The sequence below is a fragment of the Streptacidiphilus carbonis genome, assembly GCF_000787775.1.
Classification (GTDB): domain Bacteria; phylum Actinomycetota; class Actinomycetes; order Streptomycetales; family Streptomycetaceae; genus Streptacidiphilus; species Streptacidiphilus carbonis.
The window spans coordinates 1-23736 of sequence record NZ_BBPM01000055.1 but is presented as its reverse complement, the minus strand read 5'-3'; the positions used below and the strand labels follow the sequence as shown (position 1 = coordinate 23736).

Below are 23736 nucleotides of genomic sequence, written 5' to 3'. Positions count from 1 at the left end.
CCTTACCAACATATTCAAACACAACACATCATGAGTCAACACCCCTGAATGAATGGGTCGCGATCAGTCCTCCTGGGCGGCCCGTTCCAGCAGCCCGGTACGGGCCGCCACCGCCGCCGCCTCCAGCCTGGTCCGGGCGCCCAGCTTCATCAGTACCCGCTGCACATGCGTGCGTGCGGTGCTGGGGGCGATGGACATCCCCACCGCGATCTCCCTGGTGTCCTCCCCCTCGGCGATCCGCATCAGCACCTGCACCTCGCGCCGGGTCAGCAGCCGCAGCAGCCGAACCGCCTCGTCGTCCGGCTCCGCCGACGGCCGCAGCAGGTGCTGGAACGCCGCCTGCAGCAGTTCCGGCGCCACCGCGGCCTCGCCCGCCCTGACCCGGGTCAGCGCGCGCTCCACCACCTCTATCCGGTCGTCCTGCCGTACATACCCGGCCGCGCCGGCCCCGAACGCGGCAGCCACCCCGCCCAGACTCGCCGCGCCCCCCATCACCACGATGCCCACCTCCGGACGCTCGCGGCGGATCCGGCGCACCGCGTCGAACGACGCCCCGTCCTCCGGGTGCGCCACCCCCAGCAGGCACACCTCGGGCCGCCGGTGCAGCACCAGCTCCGCCGCCGCCCCCACCGGCGTGCCCACGGCGAGCACCCGGTGCCCTCTCAGCTGCAGTGCGGTCGCCAGTGCCTCCGCCAGCAGACGGTGGTCGTCAACGACCACAAGCCGCACGCCCACGATTCCCCCTAGAAGTGACGCCTTCGGTGTGACGCACCATCACATCCCATGCCGTACACGTACCGCCAGCATGCCGCGCAGCGGAACCCCCCGAACGGGTGCGGGCGCCGCAATTTCTCGGGGCGCCCCCGAACCCCGCCCACAGCCCCGGCGGCCGGCCCGAACCGGGCGGCCCCCACGCGTGCCACCGGAGCAGACTGGTGCCATGTACTCCGCACCCGAGAATCTCGTCGACGAGGCCGCCCGTCTGCTCGAACAGCCGGGGCGACGGCTCCTCGGCCTGTGCGGGCCGCCCGGGGCCGGCAAGTCCACGCTCGCGGCCGCGCTGCTCCAAGGCGTGGACGCCAGGCTGGGCCCCGGCACGGCCGCGCTGCTGCCGCTGGACGGCTTCCACCTCTCCAACGCCCAGCTGGCCCGGCTCGGCCTGACCGACCGCAAGGGCTCCGCGCCCAGCTTCGACGTGCAGGGGTACCTGGCGCTGCTGCGCCGCGTCGGCCGCGGGGCCGAGGCGGCCGACCACGACGTGTACGCCCCCGACTACGACCGCCTGCTGCACGAGCCGGTGGCGGCCCGGCACGTCATCGCGTCCGGCGTCCGCCTGGTCATCACCGAGGGCAACTACCTCGGCCTGGACGAGCCCGGCTGGCGCGAGGCGGCCGGCGTCCTCGACCGGCTGTGGTACGTGGAGGCCCCCGACGACCTCCGCGAACGCCGCCTCGACCACCGCCACCGCCGCAACGGATCCTCACCGACCCGGGCCAGGTCCCGCGTCGAGGACAACGACCGCCCCAACGGCGACCTGGTGAAGGCCACCCCCGCCGACCGCTACGACCTCGTGGTACCCGGCATCTGAGCCGGGGTCAGCAAACGCCGGCAGCGGCCGACACGACGAAGGCCCCCGCCATGGGCGGGGGCCTTCGGTCCTGCTGGAGCCCCCATGCGGAATCGAACCGCAGACCTTCTCCTTACCATGGAGACGCTCTACCGACTGAGCTATAGGGGCGAACGAGGAAGACAATACCTGGTCACCGCCCCCGCATCAAAATCCACTCCCGCACGCGTTCGACCTCAGCCCGGCGGGGTGGTGACGACGGCGGCGAGGGCGGCGAGAGTGGGGCTGCCGGGGTCCAGGTAGTGGGAGTGCGGAGTGCCGTCGGGGCCGTCTTCAGCAGGGAGGGGGCGGGCTCCGAACGCCGGGGCGACGGGGCGGGTGCCGAACCAGCCCTGGGCGTGGCCGGCGGCGTGGAGATGGACGGGGAGCGCAAGCGCGGGCGCATGTCCGGCCAGCAGGGCGGCCAGCAACTGCGGTGGAGCGGGCAGGCGCTCGGTGACCGGGTCGTCCGGGGCGGCGGCCGCCCAGACGTGACCCGGCTCCACTCCGAGCTGCTCCGCGCGGGCCGCCCCCGTCCCCGGGCTGCCGAGCAGCACGATGTCGTCGGCGGCGATCCCGCCGGGCCGCTGGGCGGCCTTGCCGACCAGGAGTGACCCGTAGCTGTGGCCGACCGCGGTGATGTGGGGCGAAGCCCCGCCCGCCGTGGCGCGCAGACCCGCCAGGAACCGTCCGTACGAGGCGGCCCCGGCCACGGCGCGGGCCGCCGAGGCCCCGCCGGGAAGTCCGGGCGGCGGGTCGTAGCCGAGCCAGACGACGGAGGCGGCCGGCCCCCGCGCCCCGGATGCCGACGCCGCGGCGTCGTGGATGGCCAGAGCCCGCACCCCGTCCTTCCCGGCGACGTCGGCGAGCGTCGTCCCCATGCCGGGGACGTAGACGGAGACATCGGCGGCATGGTCCGGGTCGCCGAAGGCGAGCACCGCCCGCCCCTGCCCCTCGGCCCCGATCGCGAGCAGCAGCGCCGGCGGGAACGCGCCCTGCTGGCGCCGGAGGCGGTCCCTGATGGCGGTGAGAGCGGCGAGCCGGTCGACGTCCCCTTCCGAGTCGATGAGACGGTCGAGCAGGGACCGGTTGGCGCGATCCCGGTCCGCGCAGGGGACGCCGTCCAGACTGCCGATCAGCTGCGGCATGTCGGTGGTGAGCATCCGCCGTTCGTCAGCCCCCAGGTGCTCCCACCAGTCACGGACCTCGGCGGGAGTGCTTCCGCGCGGTGGCAGCTCCGCGGCCACCAGCGCAGTGACAGCGGCGAGTTGCGTAGCCGCTGCCGGCAGATCCAAGGCACTGCCGTCGCGTGCCTGAGCCGCAGAGCTCAACAGCGCAGCGGAGCATCGCCCATCGACCTCCGCCGCCCGCGCCATCGCGGCACGGAGCACGGCGTCGTCCGGGGAGCCGCCGCCGTCGAGGACCGCGCCCACGACCTCGCCGGCTTCGCGCAACTCCTCTGCACACTGCGCCAATAGGACGGCCATCGCCTGCATCTGCTCCCCCGCCGCGATCAGCCGCAACCGGTCGGCGTCGACAACGAGCCCGGCCCGCAGGGCAGCCTGCCCCTGCCAGTCGTCCCCAGTGGCAGCCCGGGCACCGGTCACCACGGCAGCCTGCTCGGCAACCTCCCCCGACAGCACGTCACATGCCCGACCAACAGCGACCACTGCCCCAACCGGCACCGCCGCCACCCGCCCCGGCGCTACCTGCCCCGGCCCCGGACTCACGGCAACACCACCAACGAGGCACGCACCGTCGCGTCGGCCTCACGGTAGTTCCGCGCACTGGCCCGCAGCCGATCAGCATGCCCGTCCAACGCCGCCACCAGCGCCCCCAACCGCCCACCCCAGGCCGCACCCCACTCCTCCAACGCACCCCCCGTCCGCCACCCCGACAGCGCTCCCCCGGCTCCGGCAACCTCCCCGAGCCACCCCCTCACCGCCGATTCCACCTGCAGCGCCGCCGAGTTCAGCGCACCCGCCTCCGCCTCCAACGCCTCCGGCCGCACCGCCAATCCCTCTGCTTCACCGACCCCCATGGAAAACCCCTCCCTCCCTAACGCTCCGTCATCAAAGAGCATAGAAGACAACGGAGAGTGATTGGCGCGTTCGGGCCCGCTTCACCCCAAGGAGTGAGAACAGAACGCGATGCCATAAGGTGCCGTCAGTGAATTCCCTGGACACCCTCGACTCCTTCAATGTCAGGTTCGAGTTCCGCCAGAACGAGACCACCTGGACGGTCTGCGCAGGCAAGATGGACGAGCCGCTCGCCCGGCTGCACAAGCAAGGCGCGGTCAACTCGATCAAGCCGTACGAGGTCTACGGCGGTCCCGGCCTCGACGAACTGCTCGGCCGCGTGGCGATCAGCATCGCCCTCGGCCCGGACGGCACCCGCCTCGGCACCGTCTCCCGCCGGGCCCAGGACGGCCTGGAAGGCGGGCCCCTCACCGACGAGGAGTGGACCTTCACCCAGGAGGGACTCGGCGCGCTGCGTGGTACTCCGCTCGGCCTGGGCAGTCGTGCCAGGCACACCTACGTGGTGAGCAACGTCATCGACAACGGGCTGACCGACGTCCTCCTGGAGCACCGACTGCGCTACCGCGCCCCGGACTCGGAGGGCTTCGAGCTGACCCGCCGCTCCGGCGTGCGTTCCCGCTACGACGTCCGGATCCACGACCCCCGCGTCAGCCGCCTGCTGGTCCTCGCCGCCGTCGCCTACTTCGACGAGGAGCACGGCGACATCGACATCCGCAAGCTCCTCCCATCCATCGCCGGCCTGTTCCGCCACTGAACCCCACCGTCCGGCCGATGAGGGGACGAGAGTGCGATCGGACGGTGGATCATCCCACCCGTTTTCAGACTCGGACCGTCCGTCCGCGAGAGTCAGCACGGCCAGGGCGGTGGTGGTGGCCTGCCGCCCGGTCTCGGCCAGCAAATGCTCAGGCAGTTGCGACCTGGTGCAGCGGCGTGGGTGCAGGGCGGCGTCCAGCAGCGCGACGGCGGTCTCACGCGGCCCTTCCACCACGGCGATATCGCCTGGGGCCAGCGGCAACTGATGCACGATGACGCCGGCAATGGCGTGCCTTCTGCGGTCGAGCCGGGAGTCGGTCAGTTCAGGCCTGCGTGCCGTCTCACCAGGCATGGTCGGGACGTGCAGGCCGTGGAGGCGGGCAGCAGTCCGATGGCTCACCGCAAGATAGGGACGCTGCTGCAGCAGCGCGCGCAGTCGCACCGGTCCCGGATCGCCCTCGGGTGGGGCCAGCATGCCGTGTGCGAGGTGGTTCCAGCCGTGCACCCGCACCAAGGTCCGCAGTTGATGCAAGGTGCAGCCCAGGGACAGTGCGGTGGCCGTGCTGACGGAGCCGCGTGGTGCACGGCGAAGTAGCGCAGCTGCGATTCGTTCATGCCGTCCACCGCGCCTGGTTCTGCGGCAGTGGTTGCGCCCCGAACGGGTGGTGTTCCGGTGATGTGTGCGTGAAACCGTGGCGACATGTACGGATGAATCGGACAAGAACAGCGACAGGAACACGCACCGATCACTGAACCCCAGCCGGCCCACGGTGGGAACCGGGCACGGGCAGGCGGCTCCTCGCCTGGTTGTCGCCGCGAGCGCCCGCGAGCCACCCCAGCTCGCAACTATGCCGACGTGCCCCACGGAGGTGACGGTGGTTCAGCGGGAGCAAGCGCGCACGTCGGGGACGGCGTCGGGACGGGGGCTCGGCCGTCACACCTGCTCCGCACCGCCGCCACCCCCTACGGTGACGCTCCGGCCTACGGTGGCGCACCCCGCCTGCCGGTACCTGCGGGCGGCCCAAGGGCTGCGCGGAGTCCGACAGGGGCCTCGGCTACTGCCGGTAGGGGTCCGGCAGGTGGTTGTAGGGGTTCGACGGCGTTTGCGGCGGCGGGGGCGGACCGGGCCGGTTGCGACGACGGGTGAGACCGAAGGCAATCGCCGCGCCGATGATCACTACGACGCCGACTCCGATGCCGATGAAGAGCCCGGTACTGCTGGACTTCTTCGCGGCCGCCTGTGGAGCGGCGTTGGCCGGTGCACTCGCCGCCGGGTTCCCCGATGCTGTGGGTGCTGCGGCGCTGGCGCTCGGGGTGGCGGAACCGGCGTTCGTGGCCTGGGACGTGAGCGGGTTGACGTCAGCCGGACCGGGGTCGCCCGGGGTGGTCAGGGCGATGCGGGGACGGATGATGCCGTAGCCGAAGTGCGGGTCCTGAACTCCGGGGGTGTCTCCCTGGCTGGCCGTGTTCTTGAGGACCCGGAGTACCTGGTTCGCGGTCCAGGAGGGGTGCGCGGACCAGAGGAGGGCTGCGGAGGCGGAGAAGATGGCGGTAGCGTCGCTGGTCCCCCCCGAGTAGCAGTATCCGCTGGGGCCGTTGCACACGTTGTACATGTGATCGCCCGGGGCCGTGAAGTTCACCTGAGGGCCGTACTCAGAGTAGTCGGCAACACCCCCCTGTTGGTTCGTGGCCCCGACGGCTGCAACCCCGGGGAAGGCAGCCGGATATTCGATCGGATTCCCGATCTTGGCGCTGTTTCCGACCCCTGCAACGACCAATTTCCCCTTGGCTAGTGCATAGGCCACTGCGCTACGAACGCTAGGTTCGTCTTCCATCTGAGCCTGGGAGATGCTCAGGATCTGCGCGTTGCTGTCCGCTGCTGCCCTTATGGCTGCGGCGAGCTGCGGGGAGTAATTCGCGGCAAAGGCTGCCTCATTGGCGCCTTGGCCCACGACACGCAGTGGGAGAATTTTCACCCCTGCGGCCAAGCCGTACATACCCCGACCGTTCAGGCCCTTCCCGGTTCCGGCGATTAGGCTGGCCATTGCGGTGCCATGGCTGTCCTTATCCACATCTGTGGTGGCCCCACCGGGCAACCCCGAAAAGTTCTGCCCTGGCAAGACCTGGCCCACAAGATCCGGATGGTTTGAGTTCACGCCGCTGTCGATTACCGCAACAGTGATGCCCTTGCCCGTCGAGACCGGCCACATCTGGTCAGTCGCGTGCATGGTCGTGAGCCACCACTCCTTGGCACGAATATCTAGGCTCGCCGCCTGCGCTGGGGCTGCGCTGCCCATGAACAGCGCAGCCGCCACACAGAAGGCTGCGACGGCAGGAGGCACCAATCGTCCACCGGACCGTGCCACTGTGCTCTCCTTGCCTTCGCGCTCGATCATCCGCTCAAGAACCTACTTGATCACGGTCGGGTTGGCCTGGACGTCCGGAGCCCAGGTCTCCTCATCTTCTGTGAGGTAGGCCGCTCGCGCACGCTTGCGCTTGCCGCCGCCACCAGCGCCGCCACCCATACCGCCGGCACTCATCGGCATCATGCCGCTGCCGCCGTGCTCGCCTGCCGCAGCCGCTGCGCCCTCGGTGGCCGCGGCGCTGCCGAGCCCGGCTCGTGCCGTGCTCGAACCCGCGCTCTCAGCCATGGATGCCGCTTCGCCCGTGGCCGAGCCCCCGACCCCGCTGAATGCGCCGCCTCCTGCGCCTTCGACGCCCGCAACTCCACCGCCGATGCGTCCTCGACCGAGAGCCGAGGCAGAGCCGCCCGCACCCTCCCCCTCTGCGCCGATGACACCCGACTTCACGCGATTGGGGCTGCTGCCCCCACCGGCTGTGGAGGGCAGACCACCGTGGATCCCGGGCTCGGGTTCCCCACTAGTGCCTCCCGACCGGCCACCGCTGCCACCGATACCTGTGTTATTGGTGCCGCCGGTGCCCGAATCCGTCGGTTTTCCCGAGCCCAGCCCACCTGGGTTGGTGCCACCGGATCCCTGGCCGCCATTTCCCCCGCCGGGTACGGGAACGACAACGCCACCGCCTCCCGTCCCGCCGTTGGTGCCCCCGGAGCCACCGGTCCCACCACCGTTAGTGCTGCCTCCGCCGGAACTTGACGGAGCATTCGGGTCCTGAACACCTTGAAGGGTCGTGGAACCGCCACCGGTGGAACCGCCCCCGGTTCCAGATCCTGATCCCGACCCGGGAGATGCAACCGGCTGAACGGTCTTTGTTCCCGTATTGCCCTCCGAAGTAGAACCTTCGGCGCTTTTCCGGGTGCTTTTGGTTCCACCCACAGTGGTCGCCACACCGCCGGTGACGCCGCTACGGCTCGTGCCATTGTTGACCCCGCCGACGTTGCCAGCGTATGAGTCGATCCCACTCCCCTGCGGCGGCATCAGCGCCGCCGGCGTCGGCGGGAAGGTCGGGATCGTGCTCACCGTCAGTGTGGACTTCGCGCCGACGTACGCGCCGCCCAGCTTCTCCATCTGTCCGATGGCCTCCTGGTGGGCCGCGTCCAGGCGCGTCTGCGCCTGGTACGCGGTCTCCTGGGTGACCTCATGGGTGATCGCCGGGCTCGCGGTGCCGCCGTTGAGCGACAAGTTCGTGTTGAGGAGCGGCTTGGCGACCTTGGCCTCGCCGTCCGGGCCGACGAACGTCTGGGCGCCGAACTGGCGCTTGTAGGCGTCCACCGTCGCCTGGTCGGCTGCCGGGATGGGCGGCACCTGGGTGCTGCTCAACGTCTCGCCCGCCATGTTGATGCCCACCGCGGTGTTGCTGGTGAAGACAGCGAGGGTGTCCGTCGCGGAGACGACCTGACGGGCCCAGGACTTGAAGGAGTCACCCGCCTCGCCGTCCCACTCCAGCCCGTTGATGTGCGCCGCCAGGTCGTCCGCCAGGGTCTGCATGTGCGTACTGGCCTCGGCCAGCGTGCTGCCGACCTTGTTGACTGCCTGCGGGTTGGCACCCGCCATCATCTTGAGCAGATCAGCGTGTGTGAACTGCTCGAAGTTGGTGTTGGCGGTCCACGAGTCGCCACCGCCCTCGTCTGGTCGCATGCCCTTACTCCCCGTTCCCCCGGTCCGCCTACTGCCCTCGGTTGGTCGAACTGCCTGTGTCGCTGCTGCTGGTGGACGTGCTGGTGTCGCTGCTCGGCGTCGTCGTAGCGCTGGTCTGCGGGTGCGGGTGCGGCGGCCGGTCGTCCTGCGCGTTGGCGATGTCGATCTGCTGCTGCACCGTCAGGTTGGTCTGACCCGGCGGCGGGACGTCAGCGGTGGTCTGCTGCTGGATCTTCCACAGCGTGTCCACCTGGCTGGCCTCGACGTTGTTGTAGCCGACCTGGGAGATCTTCACCGTGATGCTCATCGCGTTTATCTGGTCGGTCAGCGTCTGGGAGAGCTTCTGCAGCTGCTCCTGCACCGTGCTGTAGGTCGAGAAGAGGTCGATGACCTCGTCGAAACCCATCTTCCCGTCGTTGGTGAAGACCGTCGTCCCCAGGCTCTCCATGTCGAACTGCTGACGACCCATGGATGTGGTCGAGGCAGGACTGGAGTTCAACGAGGTGAGTAGATCGTCCACCCGGTTGCGGAAGGTGGTGAGCGTGGTGAGCTCAGTTGTCAGGTCCGGCGCTGTCATGGTCCCCCTCCATGTACCCGTCATCTGTGTCAGAGCCAAGACAAAGTTACCTCACACCTACGACAGTTCTCACGCCCCGTCCCCCATCTCGTTCCCCGTCCCGTGGTGCACGAAGCGCCCGCTGTCGGAACGCCGTCCGCACTGCTGTGAGACGTCACACGTCCTCGGCCAGTTCCAGCCACTCCAGCTCCAGCTCGTCCCGCTCCTCCTTCAGGGCACGGAGCTTGGAGTCCAGCTCGCCGACCTTGCCGAAGTCGGCGGCGTGCTCGGCCATCTGCGCGTGCAGCTTGGTCTCCTCCTTGTCCAGCTTCTGGATCAGCCGTTCCAGGCGCTGGAGCTCCTTCTTGGCCGTGCGGGTGTCGCCGCCCTTGCGGGGGGCCGCAGCCGCGGCGCCGCCGGCGGCGTGACCCGAGGCGGCAGCGGCTGCGGCCTCCATCGCGTGCCGGCGCTCCAGGTACTCGTCGATGCCCTTCGGCAGCATCCGCAGGGTCCGGTCGCCGAGCAGGGCGAACACCCGGTCGGTGGTCCGCTCGATGAAGTAGCGGTCGTGGCTGACGATGACCAGCGAGCCCGGCCAGCCGTCCAGGAGGTCCTCCAGCTGGCTGAGGGTCTCGATGTCGAGGTCGTTGGTGGGCTCGTCCATGAACAGGACGTTGGGCTCGTCCATCAGCAGGCGCAGCAGCTGCAGCCGGCGGCGCTCACCGCCGGAGAGGTCGCCGACCGGGGTCCACTGCTTCTCCTTGCCGAAGCCGAAGGTCTCGCAGAGCTGGCCGGCCGACATCTCGCGGCCCTTGCCCAGGTCCACCCGGCCGCGAACCTGCTCGACCGCCTCCAGCACCCGCAGCGTCGCCGGGAGCTCGGTGACCTCCTGGGAGAGGTAGGCCAGCTTCACGGTCTTCCCGACCACGACCCGTCCTGCCGCGGGCTGGACGTCGCCGTCGCTGGCCCAGGCCGCCTGCATGGCGCGCATCAGCGAGGTCTTGCCGGCGCCGTTGACGCCGAGCACGCCGATGCGGTCGCCGGGGCCGAGGTTCCAGGTGAGGCGCTCCAGCAGCACCTTGGGTCCGGCCTGGACGGTGACGTCCTCCAGCTCGAACACCGTCTTGCCCAGCCGCGAGTTGGCGAACTTCATCAGCTCGGCGCGGTCGCGCGGCTCGGGAACGTCGGCGATCAGCTCGTTGGCCGCCTCGACCCGGAAGCGGGGCTTGGAGGTACGGGCCGGGGCACCGCGGCGCAGCCAGGCCAGCTCCTTGCGGACCAGGTTCTGCCGCTTTGTCTCCTCGGTCGCGGCGATCCGCTGGCGCTCGGCGCGCGCGAAGACGTAGTCGGAGTAGCCGCCCTCGTACTCGTGCACGGCGCCGTCCTGGACGTCCCACATCCGGGTGCAGACCTGGTCCAGGAACCAGCGGTCGTGGGTGACCACGACCAGCGCGGACCGGCGGACCCGCAGGTGCCCGGCGAGCCAGGCGATGCCTTCGACGTCGAGGTGGTTGGTGGGCTCGTCCAGGACCAGCAGGTCGGGTTCGGCGATCAGCAGCTTGGCGAGCGCGATACGGCGGCGCTCGCCGCCGGACAGCGGGCCGATGACGGTGTCCAGTCCCTGGGTGAAGCCGGGGAGGTCAAGGCCGCCGAAGAGTCCGGTGAGGACGTCGCGGATCTTGGCGTTGCCGGCCCACTGGTGGTCGTCCATGTCGCCGATGACCTCGTGGCGGATGGTCGCGGCGGGGTCCAGCGAGTCGCTCTGGGTGAGGGCGCCCACCCGCAGGCCGCCGACATGGGTGACCCGGCCGCTGTCGGCCTCCTCCAGCTTGGCCATGATCCGGGTGAGGGTGGTCTTGCCGTCGCCGTTGCGGCCGACGACGCCGATCCGGTCGCCTTCGCTGACGCCGATGGACACGCCGTCGAGGACGGCACGGGTGCCGTAGACCTTGACGACATTTTCGACGGTTACGAGATTGACTGCCACGGGTGCTGCGCTCCTGCGGGGCTGGGGGCTGCGCGGACGGACGCGTCTGCGACCCCTCCAGCCTAGTCGGCGCGGGGCGTGCCCTGGTCGGAGTCGCGATCATGACGTGGGCGCCCGGGCGAGGGCGAGGTGTTCGGGGAGCGACGACCATCGCCTGAACCGCCCCTGCGCAGTCGTGGTTCGCGGCTCAAGCCGGTTCGGGAACGGGTTCGGTGAGGGCTCGGCCGCTGGTCTCCGGGAGGGCGGCGGCGCTGAGGGTGGAGATGGCGCAGACGGCTGCGAGGTAGGCGCCGACTGCTGGACCGCCGAAGGTCGCGGCGATGCGGGTGGCGATGAGCGGGGCGACGGCGCCGCCGACCAGGCCGCCGAGGTTGTAGGACAGGGACGCGCCGGAGCAGCGGACAGCGGTGGGGAAGAGCTCCGAGAGCAGTGCCGGGACCGGGCCGAGGCAGAGGCCCAGGGCGACGAGGGCTCCGGTGAGTCCGGTGAACATCAGCGGGGTGCGGGCGGTGTCCAGCAGGGGGACGAGCATCGGGGACCAGAGCAGCCCTACGAACGTGCCGACCAGGATCATCCTGCGTCGGCCCCAGCGGTCGGAGAGGCGGGCGGAGGCGTAGGTCGCGGCGGCCAGGAAGACGTTGGCGATCAGCAGCAGGCCGAGCATCCGGGTCCGGGGCAGGTGCAGGTCCGCGGTGGCCCGGGCCAGGCACCACGTGGTGGCGGTGTAGAAGAGGACGGAGCCTGACATCACGGTGCCCGCGCCGAGCAGGAGCGGGCGGAGGTGGCCGGCCGCCAGCTCCTTGAGCGGGGTCGCCGGAGCGCCACCGGTGTCCGCCGCCAGGAACGCGGGGGTCTCCTGGACGCGCGACCTGACGACCAGTCCGAAGCCGACCAGCACCATCGAGGCGAGGAACGGCAGCCGCCAGCCCCAGGCTTGGAACCCGGCCTCCGGCAGCAGCGCCGACAGCAGCCAGAACAGGCCGGTGGCCAGCGCGAATCCGATGGACGGACCCAGTTGGACGAAGCCCGCCAGCCGTCCGCGCCGTCCCTCCTCCGCGTGCTCGACGGCGAGCAGCGCCGCCCCGCCGAACTCGCCGCCAAGGCCCACTCCCTGGAGGAAGCGCAGTACGGTCAGGGCGATCGGCGACCAGACGCCCCAGTGGGCGTAGCCGGGCAGCAGTCCGACCGCGGTGGTCGACAGCCCCATCAGCAGCAGCGATCCGACCAGCACCCGCTTGCGTCCCAACCGGTCGCCCAGGTGCCCGAACACCGCCGCCCCGGTGGGCCGCCCGAGAAAGCCGACCGCGTAGACGGAGAAGGCGGCGAGCAGCCCGTTGACCGGGGTCAGCGAGGGAAAGAAGGCCCGGCCGAAGACCAGGGCGGCAGCCGTCCCGTAGATGAAGAAGTCGTAGAACTCGAGGGTGGTTCCGATGAGCACGGCCGCCGCGATCCGCCCGGACGGTTTGGTACCTGACATATCGCCATGATGGCGTCCCGACTACGCCAAACGGCATCACCCGCAAGGGTGGCGACTGCGGGGATCAAGGCGGGGCCGAAGCTGGGGAGTATGGTATTGAGTATGGCGAGTAAGAAGATCACTGTAACCATCCCGGAAGACCTCCTGGAGGAGGTCCGGGCCGAGGCTGCCGAGCGGGGCGTCTCGGCCTATGTCGCCAGGGCACTGCGCCTCCAGTTGGACCGTGATCGACTGCGCGAGCTCGTCACCTGGCTCGAGGAGGAGTACGGGCCCGTCACCGCAGCGGATCGTGCGGCCGCCCGCGAGGAGCTTGCAGAGATCGACGCCGAGCATGAACGCCGTCGCGCCGCGACGGGGGCTCGTGCCGCCGCGCCGCCCCAGGGGAAGCCGGCCCAGAAGGGTGGACCGGGTAAGGGCCGCCGCACGGCGGGAGAGGCGGCGTGAAGAAGCGGGGCAACCCGGCCGAGCAGCTTCGGGTTTTCGTCCTCGACTGCGAGGCCCTGTCGCTCGCAGTACGCGGCGATCGAATGATGAAGACGCGGCTGGACATGGCAGCCAGCGGCGAGGTCGAGGTGGTGACCTCACCGCTGACACTGGTGGAGGCGTACGACGGCAGGACGACCGAACAGCGGTGGGGCTGGGTGCTCTCCCGCGTTCGCGTGGCCGAACTCGGAAGGAACGAGGGCAGGCAGGCACGTCGCCTGCTCGCCGGCTGCGGGCTCCACGGCCACAAGTACGCCATCGACGCGATGCTCGCCGTCGTCGCCATGAATCAGGACGGGCAAGTCACGGTTTTCACGTCCGACGTCGACGATTTGGAGCAGTTGCTTCCGCCACGGATCGTCGTGCGGAAGGTCTGACTGCCCGGTCCTCAGTCCACGCTGAAGCGGATGGTGGCACCGTCCGGGAGGTCGTGGACCTGTTGGGCGATGGGGCCCCGGATCCGCATGGCGGTGACGGAGTCGCGGGCCACGAAGTTGTCGAAGTCGTAGCTGCCGCCCCCGATGAAGAACGTCAGCGGGACCAGGCGTTCGGCCGGGTCGAGGGCGCCGAGCTCCTTCTGGTAGGCGTAGGCGAAGGAGGCCGCGCCGTTCACGTCCTCGTCCGCCAGCAGCCAGGCCGCCCACTCCTCCAGGCTGTTGCCGAGCGGGGCGACCCTGGCCGACTCCGGGTCGAAGACGACGACCTCTTCGCCGCCGATGATCGCGAACTGGTTGCCGAAGATGTCCTGGCCGAAGCAGAACAGGTCGTCGGCGAGCCCGTCGTAGGTGTCCTTCCAGGTGTCCTCGTGGTTCCAGCTCAACAGGTCCGGGCCGTAGCCCTCGTCGCCGACCCGGAAGACCTGGACCCCCGCGTTGAACAGGAAGAACCCGTTGAGCTGGGAGATCACAGAGCCGAGCTCGGCCAGCGGCCCGCTCTCGACACCGAAGTCCAGCTCCGCGGACGGCCCCATCGGGCCCCGGGCACGAGCGAGGAGCTGGGCCAGGGCACTGGTCGCACCGGAATCACTGCCGGTCATCGCTGTTCCTTTGCTGCTTCGGGACCGATCGGACGGGTCAGATAGTACTCACGCACACGTTCGGTGCAGGCCCGGCGCAGGACCGGATCGACAACTGCCATGGCGGGAATCGCATCCCAGGTCTGGAATGGCCACCACCGGCCATGAGCAGCAAGGAGCATGCCTTCGGCTGATGAGATCTCGCCTTCGGTGGCGTACCACCCTGCCATCCAGAGGCACCCGTCGTACTGCTCCGGCGGCTCGCCGGTGGCACTGTGCAGGAGTTGCGCCCGCGGAAAATCGTTGACCTCCTGCAGCGCTTCCCAGAGAACGCCACGCTCCCGTTGCGTCAGCTCTCCGAACGGTCGGTCCACCAGTTCGGCTCCGATGACCGAGTCGTCCAGCGGGAGGACCGGACGGCCCCAGCCATAAGCTCGGTGGATGACCTCGGCGGGTGAGGCCTGGTCAAGGTCCTGCGCGGACAGTCGGAGCGCTTCGCCGAGATTGCTTTCCTCCGGGAGCATCAGCGCCGCTGCCTCCAGCCGGGGCTTCGCTCTCGGGCCGCCCTGCAGCTCGGCGTCGTGGAATGCTCCGACGAAGGGGAAGTCCTGGTCACTCAGTAGCCCGCCGCGGCGGCCGTCCCTGCGGATCAGGTTCTCGACCAGTTCAGCGCCTTCCTCGGACCGATCGTCCCAGGCGAGGATCTCCACAGCGGCGGCAGCGGCCTCCCACGCGGCGTCGGGATCGCCGTCCTCCTGGCCGGTCAGCCTCAGAAGCTCCGGCAGAACCTCGAGGAACCGGCCCTCCCTGGCGGTGCTGACTAGTACATCGACCTGGTCCACCCGCATCACTCCTCCCCTATCACCGTATCGTTATCTTCACTCGCGTCCCGTCCTTGAGACCGTAGAGAGCACTTCCCATAGCTGATCCGGAGCCTCGGTTGTCAGCCTCCGGGATGTACTTCACACTCGCACCGGCGCCGCCCTCCTTGAACATCGCCGGCGGGTACTCGTCACGGTCCTTCGGCGGCCGGGTCAGGATGTTCTTCAAAGACTTCGCCCGGTTCGTCTCCGCCCCGCCACGGTTGATGGTGAGGATCGACGGTTGCTTCTTGGTGTTCCGGGGGTCCCGCGCCCCTCGCCAGTTGATCCCCTTCTGCGCCTCTGCGATGTGCCGAGCCGATTCGGGGTACTTGGCCTTGTCGACGACGAGTTCCACATCGTAGTCACGGTGGCCGCCCAGGGCCTGGTCGATCTTGGAGCGGGCGTCGGCCTGCTGCCGGATCCGCTTGCGGGCGCCGCGGCCGGTCTTGCCGTCGTTCTTGGCGATCTTCTCCGCCAGGGTGACCAGTTCATGGGCGTGCTGGGCGTCGGCCGCGGAGATGTTCTTCGCCACCTGCGCGGCCCCGTGGCCGGCCTGGTGGTACATGTCGCTGACGGCCTTGCTGGCGTCCTTGCTCAGCGTGCGGCCCACCCGGGCTGCGGCGTGTTCCAGGGCCTGGACGATCGGGTCGCTCACGAGAAGGACATCCCTGCTGTCGCGGCTGAGAACCGGGTGGCGTGGCCCACGACCTCGTCGGCATGCCCGTGCAGGGCGGTGGCATGGGTGGTCAGCTCGCCGGGGTGTATTCGGAAACCGTCACCCGCCCCGGCGCCGCCGCTCGCGGTCGGGTCGCCGAGGGCCGCGTCCAGGCCCTTGAAGACCAGTCCGCCCAAGGCCTTCTCCACGACCGACTCCAGCGGGGCCACCGCCTTCTCGATGAGATCGCCGATGATCTGCTGCTCGACCTGCTGCAGGATCGCGTTGATGACCTTCTTGGACGCCTCGATCAGCAACGCCTCCGCCGCCTCGGCGGCGCCGAAGGTGAACACCGCGGCCGCTTGGTCGGCTACGAACTCGGCAGCCATGATGCCGAGTTCGGTGATGACAGCGAGTTTGGCCGCGACGATGCCGTCAGCGGCGATGTCCAGCGCGACCGAGGTCACCCGGCATGCCTCGACCAGGTCGGTCATGTGCGAGTTGGACATCTGGCTCCACCTGGCCACCAACTGCTCGTAGGAGTTGGCCTGGTAGGCCTCGCCCATCTTCTTGATCGTCGCGGTGGCGGCCTGGTGGGTGGTGTCGAGGCTGGTTCCGAAGTCCTTGACGTGGCCGGCGAACTCACGGACCTTGTCCTCGTTCACCTGGGGCCAGTTGAGCCCCAGAAGATTCATGACCCAGACGAATTCGCCGGGCAGCTCGATCGCCATGCTTCCCCCAAGCCGTGAACATGACCATTAGTCAGACACGTGAGCATAACTAGAACACGTAGTCGACCAATAGAGCGGTTCCCAAAGGTCGGAACCCAACGGGGTGCCCGGCCTGCCTCAGTCCTGGCGGGCACGCCAGGTGGCGGCTCCGGCCGGGGTCAGTGCCTCACTCGTGGATATGGTGTTCGATTGTGGCCGGGCATCAGGCACGGCTGCAGCTCGCTGTAGACGCGGGTACTTGTTCGGGACCAACGCAGGCTGCCGCCAATCGGCACCAGGCGATCTCCGTGCGGCGTCAGTAGATGGCGTCAGTAGATGGCGTAGGACTCCATGTAGCCGCCCCAGAAGCTCCCAGGGCCGGCGAACGGAACGGGGTCCCGGCGGGTGATCTTCTCCCGGACAATCGCTTCCGCGTCGACCCAGTCGTAGGGGTCCGGGTCCTCCTCCGGCGGGGGCCTCTCCCCGTCGACGAGGTAGAGGAGGTAGCGGGAGGAGAGGTCACCGTTGATCAGCTCGAACCTGTTCTCCGAGTCCGGGTGGGAGACATGGACGGTGCCGTCCGCTCGACTGACGAACAGTCGGCCACCGTAGAGGGAGCCAAGTCGGGCCAGCGGTCCGCCCGGAGGCGGGGTGGCGCCGCCGTCGCTGACGATCGCGGTGGACGGAGCGGCCGAGTCGGGGGCGGCCAGACCGTCCAGGATCCGGAACAGGCCGTCTGCGTACGGGATGCCGATGGTTGCGGCCAAGCGGATGTCCGCAGGATCGGACCAGAGCTGGGCCGCCGTCTCCGGCCTGACACGCAGCAGGGAGCCAGGCGGGAGGTCCGCGGCGATCGCGTCCCAGTCGACGGTCACGAGCATGTCCGTGCTCTCCCCTCCCCGGCGCCGTCTCGGATTCTCAGTACAGGACGGTGGCGCCCGGGACCGGGCCTGCGGCTGGGTGGGCGGTGCGGCAGGTGCCGGAGGTGGTGAGGGTGGCGGCCAGGGCTGCGGCGGACGGCGCGTCCTTGGTGAGGAAGGCGCAGGTGGGCCCGGAGCCGGAGACCAGGGTGCCGATCGCGCCAGCGTCGGCGCCGGCGCGGAGGGTGGCGGCGAGGGCGGGGCGCAGTGAGAGGGCCGCCGGCTGCAGGTCGTTGCTGAGGGCGGCGCCCAGGGCGGTGGCGTCGCCGGTGCGGAGGGCTTCGAGCAGGGCCGGGTCCGCGGTCGGGACCGGCAGGTCGGTGTCGGCGGAGCCGCCGTCCAGGTCGCGCAGCCGGTCGCACTCGCCGTAGACGGCCGGGGTGGAGAGCCCGCCGTCGGCGACGGCGAAGACCCAGTGGAACGTCCCGCCGGTGGGAACGGGGGTGAGCAGTTCGCCGCGGCCCTCGCCCAGGGCCACCCCGCCGAGCAGGCTGAACGGGACGTCGCTGCCCAGCTCGGCGGCGATCTCCGCCAGGGCGGCGGGGTGCGCGCCGGTGCCCCACAGGGCGTCGCAGCCCACCAGCGCGGCGGCGGCGTCGGCGCTGCCCCCGGCCATGCCGCCGGCCACGGGGATGCCCTTGTCGATGTGCAGGTGGACTTCAGGGGTGATCCCGTAGCGGGCGCCGAGCAGCACCGCCGCGCGGGCGGCGAGGTTGCTGCGGTCGGCGGGTACGGCGGCGGCGTCAGCACCGGCGACGGAGACGGTCAGCCGGTCGGAGGGGGTGACCGTCACCTCGTCGTAGAGGCCCACGGCGAAGAAGACCGAGGCCAGGCCGTGGAAGCCGTCGGCGCGACGGCCGCCTACGGCGAGCTGGACATTGACCTTGGCCGGGACCCGGACGGTGATCGTTGAGGACACGCGCCTATTCTGCCGCACCGTCGGAGGCGCCCCCGGCGGCACTCTCGGCGGGACCCCCTGCAGCGCTGTTCACAGCCGGCTTCGCCTCGGCGATGCGGGCGAACTGCTCCACTGTCAGGGTCTCGCCGCGCAGCCGGAAGTCGATGCCGGCGGCGGTCAGCGCCTGCTCCGCGGCCGCGGCCGAGCCGGCCCAGCCGGCCAGGGCGGCCCGCAGGGTCTTGCGGCGTTGGGCGAAGGCGGCGTCCACGACGGCGAAGACCTGCTCGCGGGTGGCGGTGGTCTCCGGCGGGTCGCGGCGGACCAGTGAGACCAGGCCCGAGTCCACGTTGGGCGCCGGCCAGAAGACATTGCGGCCGATCGCCCCGGCACGCTTGACCTCGGCGTACCAGTTGGCCTTGACCGAGGGCACTCCGTACACCTTGTTCCCGGGGGCGGCCGCGAGCCGGTCGGCGACCTCGGACTGCACCATCACGAGCGTGCGCTCGATCGAGGGGAAGGTCTCCAGCATGTGCAGCAGCACCGGGACGGCGACGTTGTAGGGGAGGTTGGCGACCAGCGCGGTCGGCGGCGGGCCGGGGAGCTCCGCCACGGACATGGCGTCGTCGTGGACCAGGTCGAAGCGGTCGGCGCGGTCCGGCATCCGGGCGGCCACGGTGGTCGGCAGGTGCTGGGCCAGCAGCGGGTCGATCTCCACGGCGGTGACTCGGTCGGCGACCTCCAACAGGCCCAGGGTGAGCGACCCCAGGCCCGGGCCGACCTCCACCACCACGTCCTTCGGCCCGACTCCGGCCGCCCGGACGATCCGGCGCACGGTGTTGGCGTCGATGACGAAGTTCTGTCCGCGCTGCTTGGTCGGCCGGACCCCGAGGGCCGCGGCGAGGCCGCGGATGTCGGCGGCGCCGAGGAGCGGGCCGTGGTCGGCTGGGGGCGCCGGGGTGGTGGAGGGTGTTTCGGGGCTGGTGCTCACGGGGTCAAGACTAGAGGGTGCCGCCGCGCTCCCTCAGCCTCCGGCGCGGTGGCCGCAGCTGGGCCAGGGGGAGCTGCCGCGCTGGTGGTAGAGCTGGCGCGCGCGGGCGGTCTGCTCGTCGGAGGGGGCGTCCTGAGGGCGGCCGTGGCCGCCGAGGTGGTGCCAGGTGGTGCTGTCGAACTGGTAGAGCCCGCCGTAGCGCCCGCTGGGGTCCACCGCGTGCGGGTTGCCGCCGGCCTCGCAGCGGGCCAGGGCGGACCAGTTGAGGTCACCCGTGCCGTGGTGGGTGCTGAGGGAGGGGCCGCCGTCCTCCGACCGGGTGCGGTGGTGACGGAAGTAGTCGCTGGTCGAGCGGTAGTGGCGGAGCGGCGGCCGGGCCGGCTCCTCCGAGCGGGAGGACCGGTCGGCGCCGGCCCGGACCGGGACCGGCATGGACCGGGCCAGCGGGAGCGACGGCACGTCCGGGGTCAGCATGGTGAGCGCGGCCGGCGGGGACGGCAGCAGGTGGTCGCCGCTCTGCTCGGCCCCCGAGATGGGATCCGCGTCCAGCGCGACGCGCTGCGGCTGACCGTCGGCCGTGAGGTGCGCCTGGTGCTGCTGGTTCACGAACGCCCCGGTGCCGCCCACCAGCAGGGCCAGCGCCAACGCCTTGGGCAGCTTCCGCCGCACCTGCTCCGCAGAACCGTTCACTCGAATCCTTACGCCGACCGACAGGGCATGTGCTCGCTTGCTGAAGGATCAACGATCGAGCGGCGAGCCGGTCACCGCCCTGCACCCACCACCGACCATTCGCGTGGGGTACGGGGGTCGCCCCCGGAGAATTGGAGTACTCGAATCCTTACGCCGACCGACAGGGCATGTGCTCGCTTGCTGAAGGATCAACGATCGAGCGGCGAGCCGGTCACCCGTCGGGTGCTCCGCGTCAGTAATCGAAAGCGCGGGCGGTGTTGGCGGCGACGGCGGCGGCCATGGTGTCCTCGTCCAGGCCGCGGACGGCGGCCATCGCGCGGAGGGTGACCGGGATCAGGTACGGCGCGTTGGGGCGGCCGCGGTACGGGGCCGGGGTCAGGAAGGGGGCGTCGGTCTCCACGAGGACGCGGTCCAGCGGGGCCACCGCCAGGGCCTCACGGAGGTGGTGGTTGGACGGGAAGGTGACCGGTCCGGCGAAGGACAGGTAGTAGCCGGCCGCGGCGCAGACCTTGGCCATCTCCGCGTCGCCCGAGTAGCAGTGGAAGACGGTGCGCTCCGGCGCGCCCTCCTCCGCCAGGATCCGCAGGACGTCCTCGTGGGCGTCCCGGTCGTGGATGACCAGGGCCTTGCCGTGCTTCTTCGCCAGCGCGATGTGCCGGCGGAAGGACTCCTGCTGCACCTCGACGCCCTCGGGCCCGGTGCGGAAGTAGTCCAGGCCGGTCTCCCCCACCCCGCGGACCTGCGGCAGCGCCGCGAGGGCGTCGATCTCGGCGAGCGCCTCGTCCAGGGCCTTCATGCCGCCGGGCCCGCGCTTCTGCCCCGACCAGCCGTCGGGGTCGCCGAGGACGATCCGCGGGGCTTCGTTGGGGTGCAGCGAGACCGTCGCGTGGACGTGGGCATGACGCCCCGCCAGCTCCGCCGCCCAGCGCGAGCCGGACAGGTCGCAGCCCACCTGGACCACGGTGTCCACGCCGACCGAGGAGGCCTTGGCCAGGCCCTCCTCCGGGGTGCCGTCCTGCATGTCCAGGTGGGTGTGCGAGTCGGCGACCGCGACCCGCAGCGGCTCGGGGAGCGGCGGCGGGACACCGCGGTCGGCCTGCGACCTCTTCGACCGCGTCTTGCTGGACGGCGTCTTGCTCGACGGCGTCGTATGCGACGGCGTCTTGTCGGAGCCAGTCATCGGCTGCTCAGGCGTCCTTCTTCTCTTCCAGGCGGGGAAACAGGATCTCGCCCTTGACCACCGTCACCCCGGCGGGCAGCAGCCCCCAGGCGGCGGCCTCGCCGATCTTCTGATCGGCCAGCGCGCCCAGCACCGGCTCGGCGCCCAGCGAGTCCCAGAGCAGCCCGGACACCCGCGGCATCACCGGGTTGAGCAGGACCGCGATCCCGCGCAGCGACTCGGCCGCCGCGTAGAGGATGGTGGCGAGCTTTGCCTGGCCGTCCGCGGAGTCGTCCTTGGCGACCTTCCAGGGCTCCTGCTCGGTGATGTAGCCGTTGACCTGCTTGACGAACTCGAAGATCGCCGCGAGGCCGCCGGCGAAGTCCAGCTGCTCGCCGATCCGGTCGTCGGCCTCGGCGAAGGCCTTGGCCAGGCCGTCCGCGAGCGCCTGCTCGGCCGGACCGCTCGCGGTGGCCGCCGGGAGGGTGCCGTCGAAGTACTTGTTGACCATGGCGGCCACCCGGGAGGCGAGGTTGCCGAAGTCGTTGGCCAGCTCCGAGGTGTAGCGCGCGGAGAAGTCCTCCCAGGAGAAGGAGCCGTCCGTGCCGAACGGGATCGCCCGCAGGAAGTAGTAGCGGTACGCGTCCACGCCGAAGTGGTCGGTGAGCTGCTGCGGGGAGATGCCGGTCAGGTTGGACTTGCTCATCTTCTCACCGCCGACCATCAGCCAGCCGTTGGCGGCCACCTTGCGGGGCAGCGGCAGGCCGTTCGCCATCAGCATCGCGGGCCAGATGACGGCGTGGAAGCGGAGGATGTCCTTGCCGACCAGGTGCACGTCGGCCGGGAAGGTGCTGTCGAACTTCGCCGGGTCCGCGCCGTAGCCGACCGCGGTGGCGTAGTTGAGCAGCGCGTCGATCCAGACGTAGATGACGTGCTTGGGGTCCCAGGGGATCTGGATGCCCCAGTCGAAGGTGGAGCGGGAGATCGAGAGGTCCTCAAGGCCCTGCTCGACGAAGCGCAGCACCTCGTTGCGGGCCGACTCGGGCTGGATGAAGCCCGGGTTCGCGGCGTAGTACTCCAGCAGCCGGGGGCCGTACTCGGAGAGCTTGAAGAAGTAGTTCTCCTCCTTCAGCATCTCCACCGGGGTCTTGTGGATCGGGCAGAGCTTCTGCCCCGCGAACTCGCCCTGGCCGTCCAGCAGGTCGCCCGGGGACTTGTACTCCTCGCAGCCGATGCAGTACGGGCCCTCGTAGCCCCCCTGGTAGATCTCGCCCTTGTCGTAGAGGTCCTGGACGAACTCCTGGACCCTCGCGGTGTGCCGGGCCTCGGTGGTGCGGATGAAGTCGTCGTTGGCGATGCCCAGGTGCTGCCAGAGCGGCTTCCACGCCTCCTCGACGAGCTTGTCGCACCACTCCTGCGGGGTGACGCCGTTCGCCGCGGCAGTACGCATGATCTTCTGACCGTGCTCGTCCGTCCCGGTCAGGTACCACACCTTCTCGCCGCGCTGGCGGTGCCAGCGGGTGAGCACGTCGCCTGCGACGGTCGTGTAGGCATGGCCGAGGTGGGGGCGATCGTTGACGTAGTAGATCGGCGTCGTCACGTAGTACGCGTTCGATGCCCCGGAATTGTCTGTAGTGGCCGCCATGGTCCCAAATCCTATCGGCCGGGCGGGGGCGTTCCGAACTGATTACAGACCGTGACAGAACGGTGGCAGAAGAGTCTATGCAAGGGGGTCGGGGCGGTGTTCCCTGGAAAGTGCTCCAACAGGGGAAGGCAGCGCCGAGGGGGGACAGTGCAGGCACTGGAATCGGACGATCCGCCGCAGCTGGGCGGGTACCGGCTGCTGGCGCGGCTGGGTGCGGGCGGCATGGGGCGGGTGTACCTGGCCAGGTCGCGGGGCGGGCGGCGGGTGGCGCTCAAGGTGATCAGGCCGGAGCTGGCGGACGACCCGGACTTCCGGGCCAGGTTCGCCCGGGAGGTGGCCTCGGCCAGGGCGGTCGGCGGGGCCTTCACGGTGTCGGTGCTGGACGCCGACCCGCAGGCGGCGACGCCCTGGCTGGCCACCGAGTACGTGTCCGGTCCCTCGCTCAGCGCGGCCGTGCGCGAGCACGGGCCGCTGCCGCTGGACTCGGTGCGGGCGCTGGCGGCGGGGCTGGCCGAGGCGCTGGCCGCGATCCACGCCGCCGGGGTGGTGCACCGCGACCTCAAGCCGTCGAACGTGCTGCTCGCGGCGGACGGACCGCGGGTGATCGACTTCGGCATCTCCCGGGCCGCCGAGACCACCGAGCTGACCCGCACCGGGATGGTCGTCGGCTCACCCGGCTTCATGTCGCCGGAGCAGATCGAGGGGTCCCCGGTGACCCCGGCCACGGATGTGTTCTCGCTGGGCGCGGTGCTCGCCTACGCGGCGACCGGCGCGGGTCCGTTCGGGGAGGGCGCGACTCCGGCGCTGCTCTACCGGGTGGTGCACAGCGAGCCCCGACTGGACGGGGTGCCCGAACAGCTGCGCGGGCTGGTCGCCGCCTGTCTGTCCAAGGACGCCGCGGTGCGGCCCACGCCGGACGGGCTGCTCGACCGGCTGGAGGAGAGCGAGCCGGCCGACGCCGGGCACGACCCGACCCAGACCTGGCTCCCGGCCGAGCTGACGGGCATGATCGCGCGGGTGGAGGCGGAACTGCCGAGCCGGCTCCGCTCGCTGGGCGGCACCACCGACGCGACGGGGAGGCGGGCCGCGGACGGCTCCCGTGCGGGGGACGGCTCCGGTGCCGCGGGCGGCTCCGGTGCCGCGGCAGCCGCGGGGGCGGCAGGGGCCGCGGGGCTCGCCCTGGGGGCCGCGGCGGGTGCGGGGACGGCAGGAGCGGGGACGGGCGCAGCCACGG

The 23736-nt window shown here is 70.6% G+C and carries 22 protein-coding genes, 1 tRNA gene and 1 pseudogene; 5 read left to right on the top strand and 19 right to left on the bottom strand.

Features of this window, described 5'->3' with window-relative positions; translation table 11 throughout:
- Positions 1 to 63: 63 nt before the first annotated feature.
- Positions 64 to 735, bottom strand: coding sequence for a response regulator transcription factor (locus TR46_RS30345; RefSeq protein ID WP_042407809.1), 672 nt, complete (start codon positions 733 to 735; stop codon positions 64 to 66).
- Between the two features lie 205 nt (positions 736 to 940).
- Between TR46_RS30345 and TR46_RS30340 the strand changes: the two genes are divergently transcribed.
- Positions 941 to 1588, top strand: coding sequence for a nucleoside/nucleotide kinase family protein (locus tag TR46_RS30340; protein WP_042407805.1), 648 nt, complete (start codon positions 941 to 943; stop codon positions 1586 to 1588).
- A 74-nt stretch (positions 1589 to 1662) separates the two neighbouring features.
- Here the strand turns inward: TR46_RS30340 and TR46_RS30335 are convergent.
- From TR46_RS30335 to TR46_RS45420, 3 genes are all read right to left on the bottom strand, one after another.
- Positions 1663 to 1738: transfer RNA gene (locus tag TR46_RS30335), tRNA-Thr, on the bottom strand.
- Between the two features lie 65 nt (positions 1739 to 1803).
- On the bottom strand, positions 1804 to 3213 hold the full coding sequence (locus TR46_RS30330) for an alpha/beta hydrolase (RefSeq protein WP_152626770.1): 1410 nt from the start codon (positions 3211 to 3213) through the stop codon (positions 1804 to 1806).
- A gap of 119 nt (positions 3214 to 3332) precedes the next feature.
- Positions 3333 to 3647, bottom strand: coding sequence for a type VII secretion target (locus tag TR46_RS45420; protein WP_042407802.1), 315 nt, complete (start codon positions 3645 to 3647; stop codon positions 3333 to 3335).
- A 128-nt stretch (positions 3648 to 3775) separates the two neighbouring features.
- Between TR46_RS45420 and TR46_RS30320 the strand changes: the two genes are divergently transcribed.
- The gene (locus TR46_RS30320; protein WP_042407799.1) at positions 3776 to 4399 is read left to right on the top strand and encodes a hypothetical protein; all 624 of its coding nucleotides are present in this window, start codon (positions 3776 to 3778) and stop codon (positions 4397 to 4399) included.
- Between the two features lie 1054 nt (positions 4400 to 5453).
- Here the strand turns inward: TR46_RS30320 and TR46_RS40185 are convergent.
- The 5 genes from TR46_RS40185 to TR46_RS30290 form a co-directional block, all read right to left on the bottom strand.
- Positions 5454 to 6794, bottom strand: a complete 1341-nt coding sequence (locus tag TR46_RS40185) for a S8 family serine peptidase (protein ID WP_084719069.1) — start codon at positions 6792 to 6794, stop codon at positions 5454 to 5456.
- Positions 6795 to 6806: 12 nt separating this feature from the next.
- Complete coding sequence (locus TR46_RS41615) at positions 6807 to 8456, bottom strand: WXG100 family type VII secretion target (protein WP_152626769.1); 1650 nt, start codon at positions 8454 to 8456, stop codon at positions 6807 to 6809.
- Positions 8457 to 8484: 28 nt separating this feature from the next.
- Positions 8485 to 9033, bottom strand: coding sequence for a hypothetical protein (locus TR46_RS38410; protein ID WP_052433217.1), 549 nt, complete (start codon positions 9031 to 9033; stop codon positions 8485 to 8487).
- A gap of 154 nt (positions 9034 to 9187) precedes the next feature.
- A complete protein-coding gene (locus tag TR46_RS30295; RefSeq protein WP_042407788.1) occupies positions 9188 to 10999 on the bottom strand; it encodes an ABC-F family ATP-binding cassette domain-containing protein in 1812 nt (603 codons plus the stop codon).
- A 187-nt stretch (positions 11000 to 11186) separates the two neighbouring features.
- On the bottom strand, positions 11187 to 12476 hold the full coding sequence (locus tag TR46_RS30290; RefSeq protein WP_042407785.1) for an MFS transporter: 1290 nt from the start codon (positions 12474 to 12476) through the stop codon (positions 11187 to 11189).
- 102 nt (positions 12477 to 12578) lie between these two features.
- Here TR46_RS30290 and TR46_RS30285 point away from each other — a divergent pair, with 102 nt between their 5' ends.
- Together TR46_RS30285 and TR46_RS30280 are read left to right on the top strand one after the other, a co-directional pair.
- Positions 12579 to 12920 carry a ribbon-helix-helix domain-containing protein gene (locus TR46_RS30285; protein WP_236655582.1) on the top strand — a complete coding sequence of 114 codons (342 nt, stop codon included), beginning with the start codon at positions 12579 to 12581 and terminating at the stop codon, positions 12918 to 12920.
- On the top strand, positions 12917 to 13336 hold the full coding sequence (locus tag TR46_RS30280; RefSeq protein ID WP_042407780.1) for a hypothetical protein: 420 nt from the start codon (positions 12917 to 12919) through the stop codon (positions 13334 to 13336). The genes TR46_RS30285 and TR46_RS30280 overlap by 4 nt, the downstream gene beginning before the upstream one ends.
- A gap of 11 nt (positions 13337 to 13347) precedes the next feature.
- Here the strand turns inward: TR46_RS30280 and TR46_RS30275 are convergent, their stop codons facing one another.
- From TR46_RS30275 to metG, 10 genes and pseudogenes are all read right to left on the bottom strand, one after another.
- Positions 13348 to 13995, bottom strand: a complete 648-nt coding sequence (locus TR46_RS30275) for a hypothetical protein (RefSeq protein ID WP_042407777.1) — start codon at positions 13993 to 13995, stop codon at positions 13348 to 13350.
- A complete protein-coding gene (locus tag TR46_RS30270; RefSeq protein ID WP_042407863.1) occupies positions 13992 to 14816 on the bottom strand; it encodes a hypothetical protein in 825 nt (274 codons plus the stop codon). Before TR46_RS30270 ends, TR46_RS30275 begins: the two co-directional genes overlap by 4 nt.
- Before the next feature lie 19 nt (positions 14817 to 14835).
- Positions 14836 to 15492: a NucA/NucB deoxyribonuclease domain-containing protein gene (locus TR46_RS30265; protein ID WP_042407775.1), complete on the bottom strand. Its 657-nt coding sequence runs from the start codon at positions 15490 to 15492 to the stop codon at positions 14836 to 14838.
- Positions 15489 to 16223, bottom strand: a complete 735-nt coding sequence (locus tag TR46_RS30260) for a WXG100-like domain-containing protein (protein WP_042407772.1) — start codon at positions 16221 to 16223, stop codon at positions 15489 to 15491. Before TR46_RS30260 ends, TR46_RS30265 begins: the two co-directional genes overlap by 4 nt.
- Before the next feature lie 308 nt (positions 16224 to 16531).
- Positions 16532 to 17083 (bottom strand): SUKH-4 family immunity protein, encoded by a 552-nt coding sequence (locus tag TR46_RS30255; protein ID WP_042407769.1) that lies wholly within the window; start codon positions 17081 to 17083, stop codon positions 16532 to 16534.
- Between the two features lie 37 nt (positions 17084 to 17120).
- Positions 17121 to 18041, bottom strand: a complete 921-nt coding sequence (locus TR46_RS30250) for a 4-(cytidine 5'-diphospho)-2-C-methyl-D-erythritol kinase (RefSeq protein ID WP_042407766.1) — start codon at positions 18039 to 18041, stop codon at positions 17121 to 17123.
- A gap of 4 nt (positions 18042 to 18045) precedes the next feature.
- A complete protein-coding gene (gene rsmA / locus TR46_RS30245) occupies positions 18046 to 19008 on the bottom strand; it encodes a 16S rRNA (adenine(1518)-N(6)/adenine(1519)-N(6))-dimethyltransferase RsmA (RefSeq protein ID WP_042407763.1) in 963 nt (320 codons plus the stop codon).
- A 33-nt stretch (positions 19009 to 19041) separates the two neighbouring features.
- Positions 19042 to 19281, bottom strand: a pseudogene (locus TR46_RS44675) (transglycosylase family protein); the annotation flags it as partial.
- Positions 19282 to 19930: 649 nt separating this feature from the next.
- On the bottom strand, positions 19931 to 20878 hold the full coding sequence (locus tag TR46_RS30235; protein WP_084719068.1) for a TatD family hydrolase: 948 nt from the start codon (positions 20876 to 20878) through the stop codon (positions 19931 to 19933).
- A 7-nt stretch (positions 20879 to 20885) separates the two neighbouring features.
- A complete protein-coding gene (gene metG, locus TR46_RS30230; RefSeq protein ID WP_042407759.1) occupies positions 20886 to 22502 on the bottom strand; it encodes a methionine--tRNA ligase in 1617 nt (538 codons plus the stop codon).
- A 147-nt stretch (positions 22503 to 22649) separates the two neighbouring features.
- Here metG and TR46_RS30225 point away from each other — a divergent pair.
- The coding region (locus tag TR46_RS30225) for a serine/threonine-protein kinase (RefSeq protein WP_201776464.1) at positions 22650 to 23736 on the top strand (1087 nt) is incomplete at its 3' end.

Coding starts and splice junctions, on each gene's coding strand:
- TR46_RS40185 (WP_084719069.1), bottom strand. CDS start 6,794: ATGATCGAGCGCGAAGGCAAGGAGAGCACAGTGGCACGGTCCGGTGGA.
- TR46_RS45420 (WP_042407802.1), bottom strand. CDS start 3,647: ATGGGGGTCGGTGAAGCAGAGGGATTGGCGGTGCGGCCGGAGGCGTTG.
- TR46_RS30235 (WP_084719068.1), bottom strand. CDS start 20,878: ATGACTGGCTCCGACAAGACGCCGTCGCATACGACGCCGTCGAGCAAG.
- TR46_RS30340 (WP_042407805.1), top strand. CDS start 941: ATGTACTCCGCACCCGAGAATCTCGTCGACGAGGCCGCCCGTCTGCTC.
- TR46_RS30290 (WP_042407785.1), bottom strand. CDS start 12,476: ATGTCAGGTACCAAACCGTCCGGGCGGATCGCGGCGGCCGTGCTCATC.
- TR46_RS30275 (WP_042407777.1), bottom strand. CDS start 13,995: ATGACCGGCAGTGATTCCGGTGCGACCAGTGCCCTGGCCCAGCTCCTC.
- TR46_RS38410 (WP_052433217.1), bottom strand. CDS start 9,033: ATGACAGCGCCGGACCTGACAACTGAGCTCACCACGCTCACCACCTTC.
- TR46_RS30255 (WP_042407769.1), bottom strand. CDS start 17,083: ATGCTCGTGACCGTCGACTGGGACGCGATCGCCGCGGACCTCCCGCCT.
- metG (WP_042407759.1), bottom strand. CDS start 22,502: ATGGCGGCCACTACAGACAATTCCGGGGCATCGAACGCGTACTACGTG.
- TR46_RS30260 (WP_042407772.1), bottom strand. CDS start 16,223: ATGGCGATCGAGCTGCCCGGCGAATTCGTCTGGGTCATGAATCTTCTG.
- TR46_RS41615 (WP_152626769.1), bottom strand. CDS start 8,456: ATGCGACCAGACGAGGGCGGTGGCGACTCGTGGACCGCCAACACCAAC.
- TR46_RS30285 (WP_236655582.1), top strand. CDS start 12,579: ATGGCGAGTAAGAAGATCACTGTAACCATCCCGGAAGACCTCCTGGAG.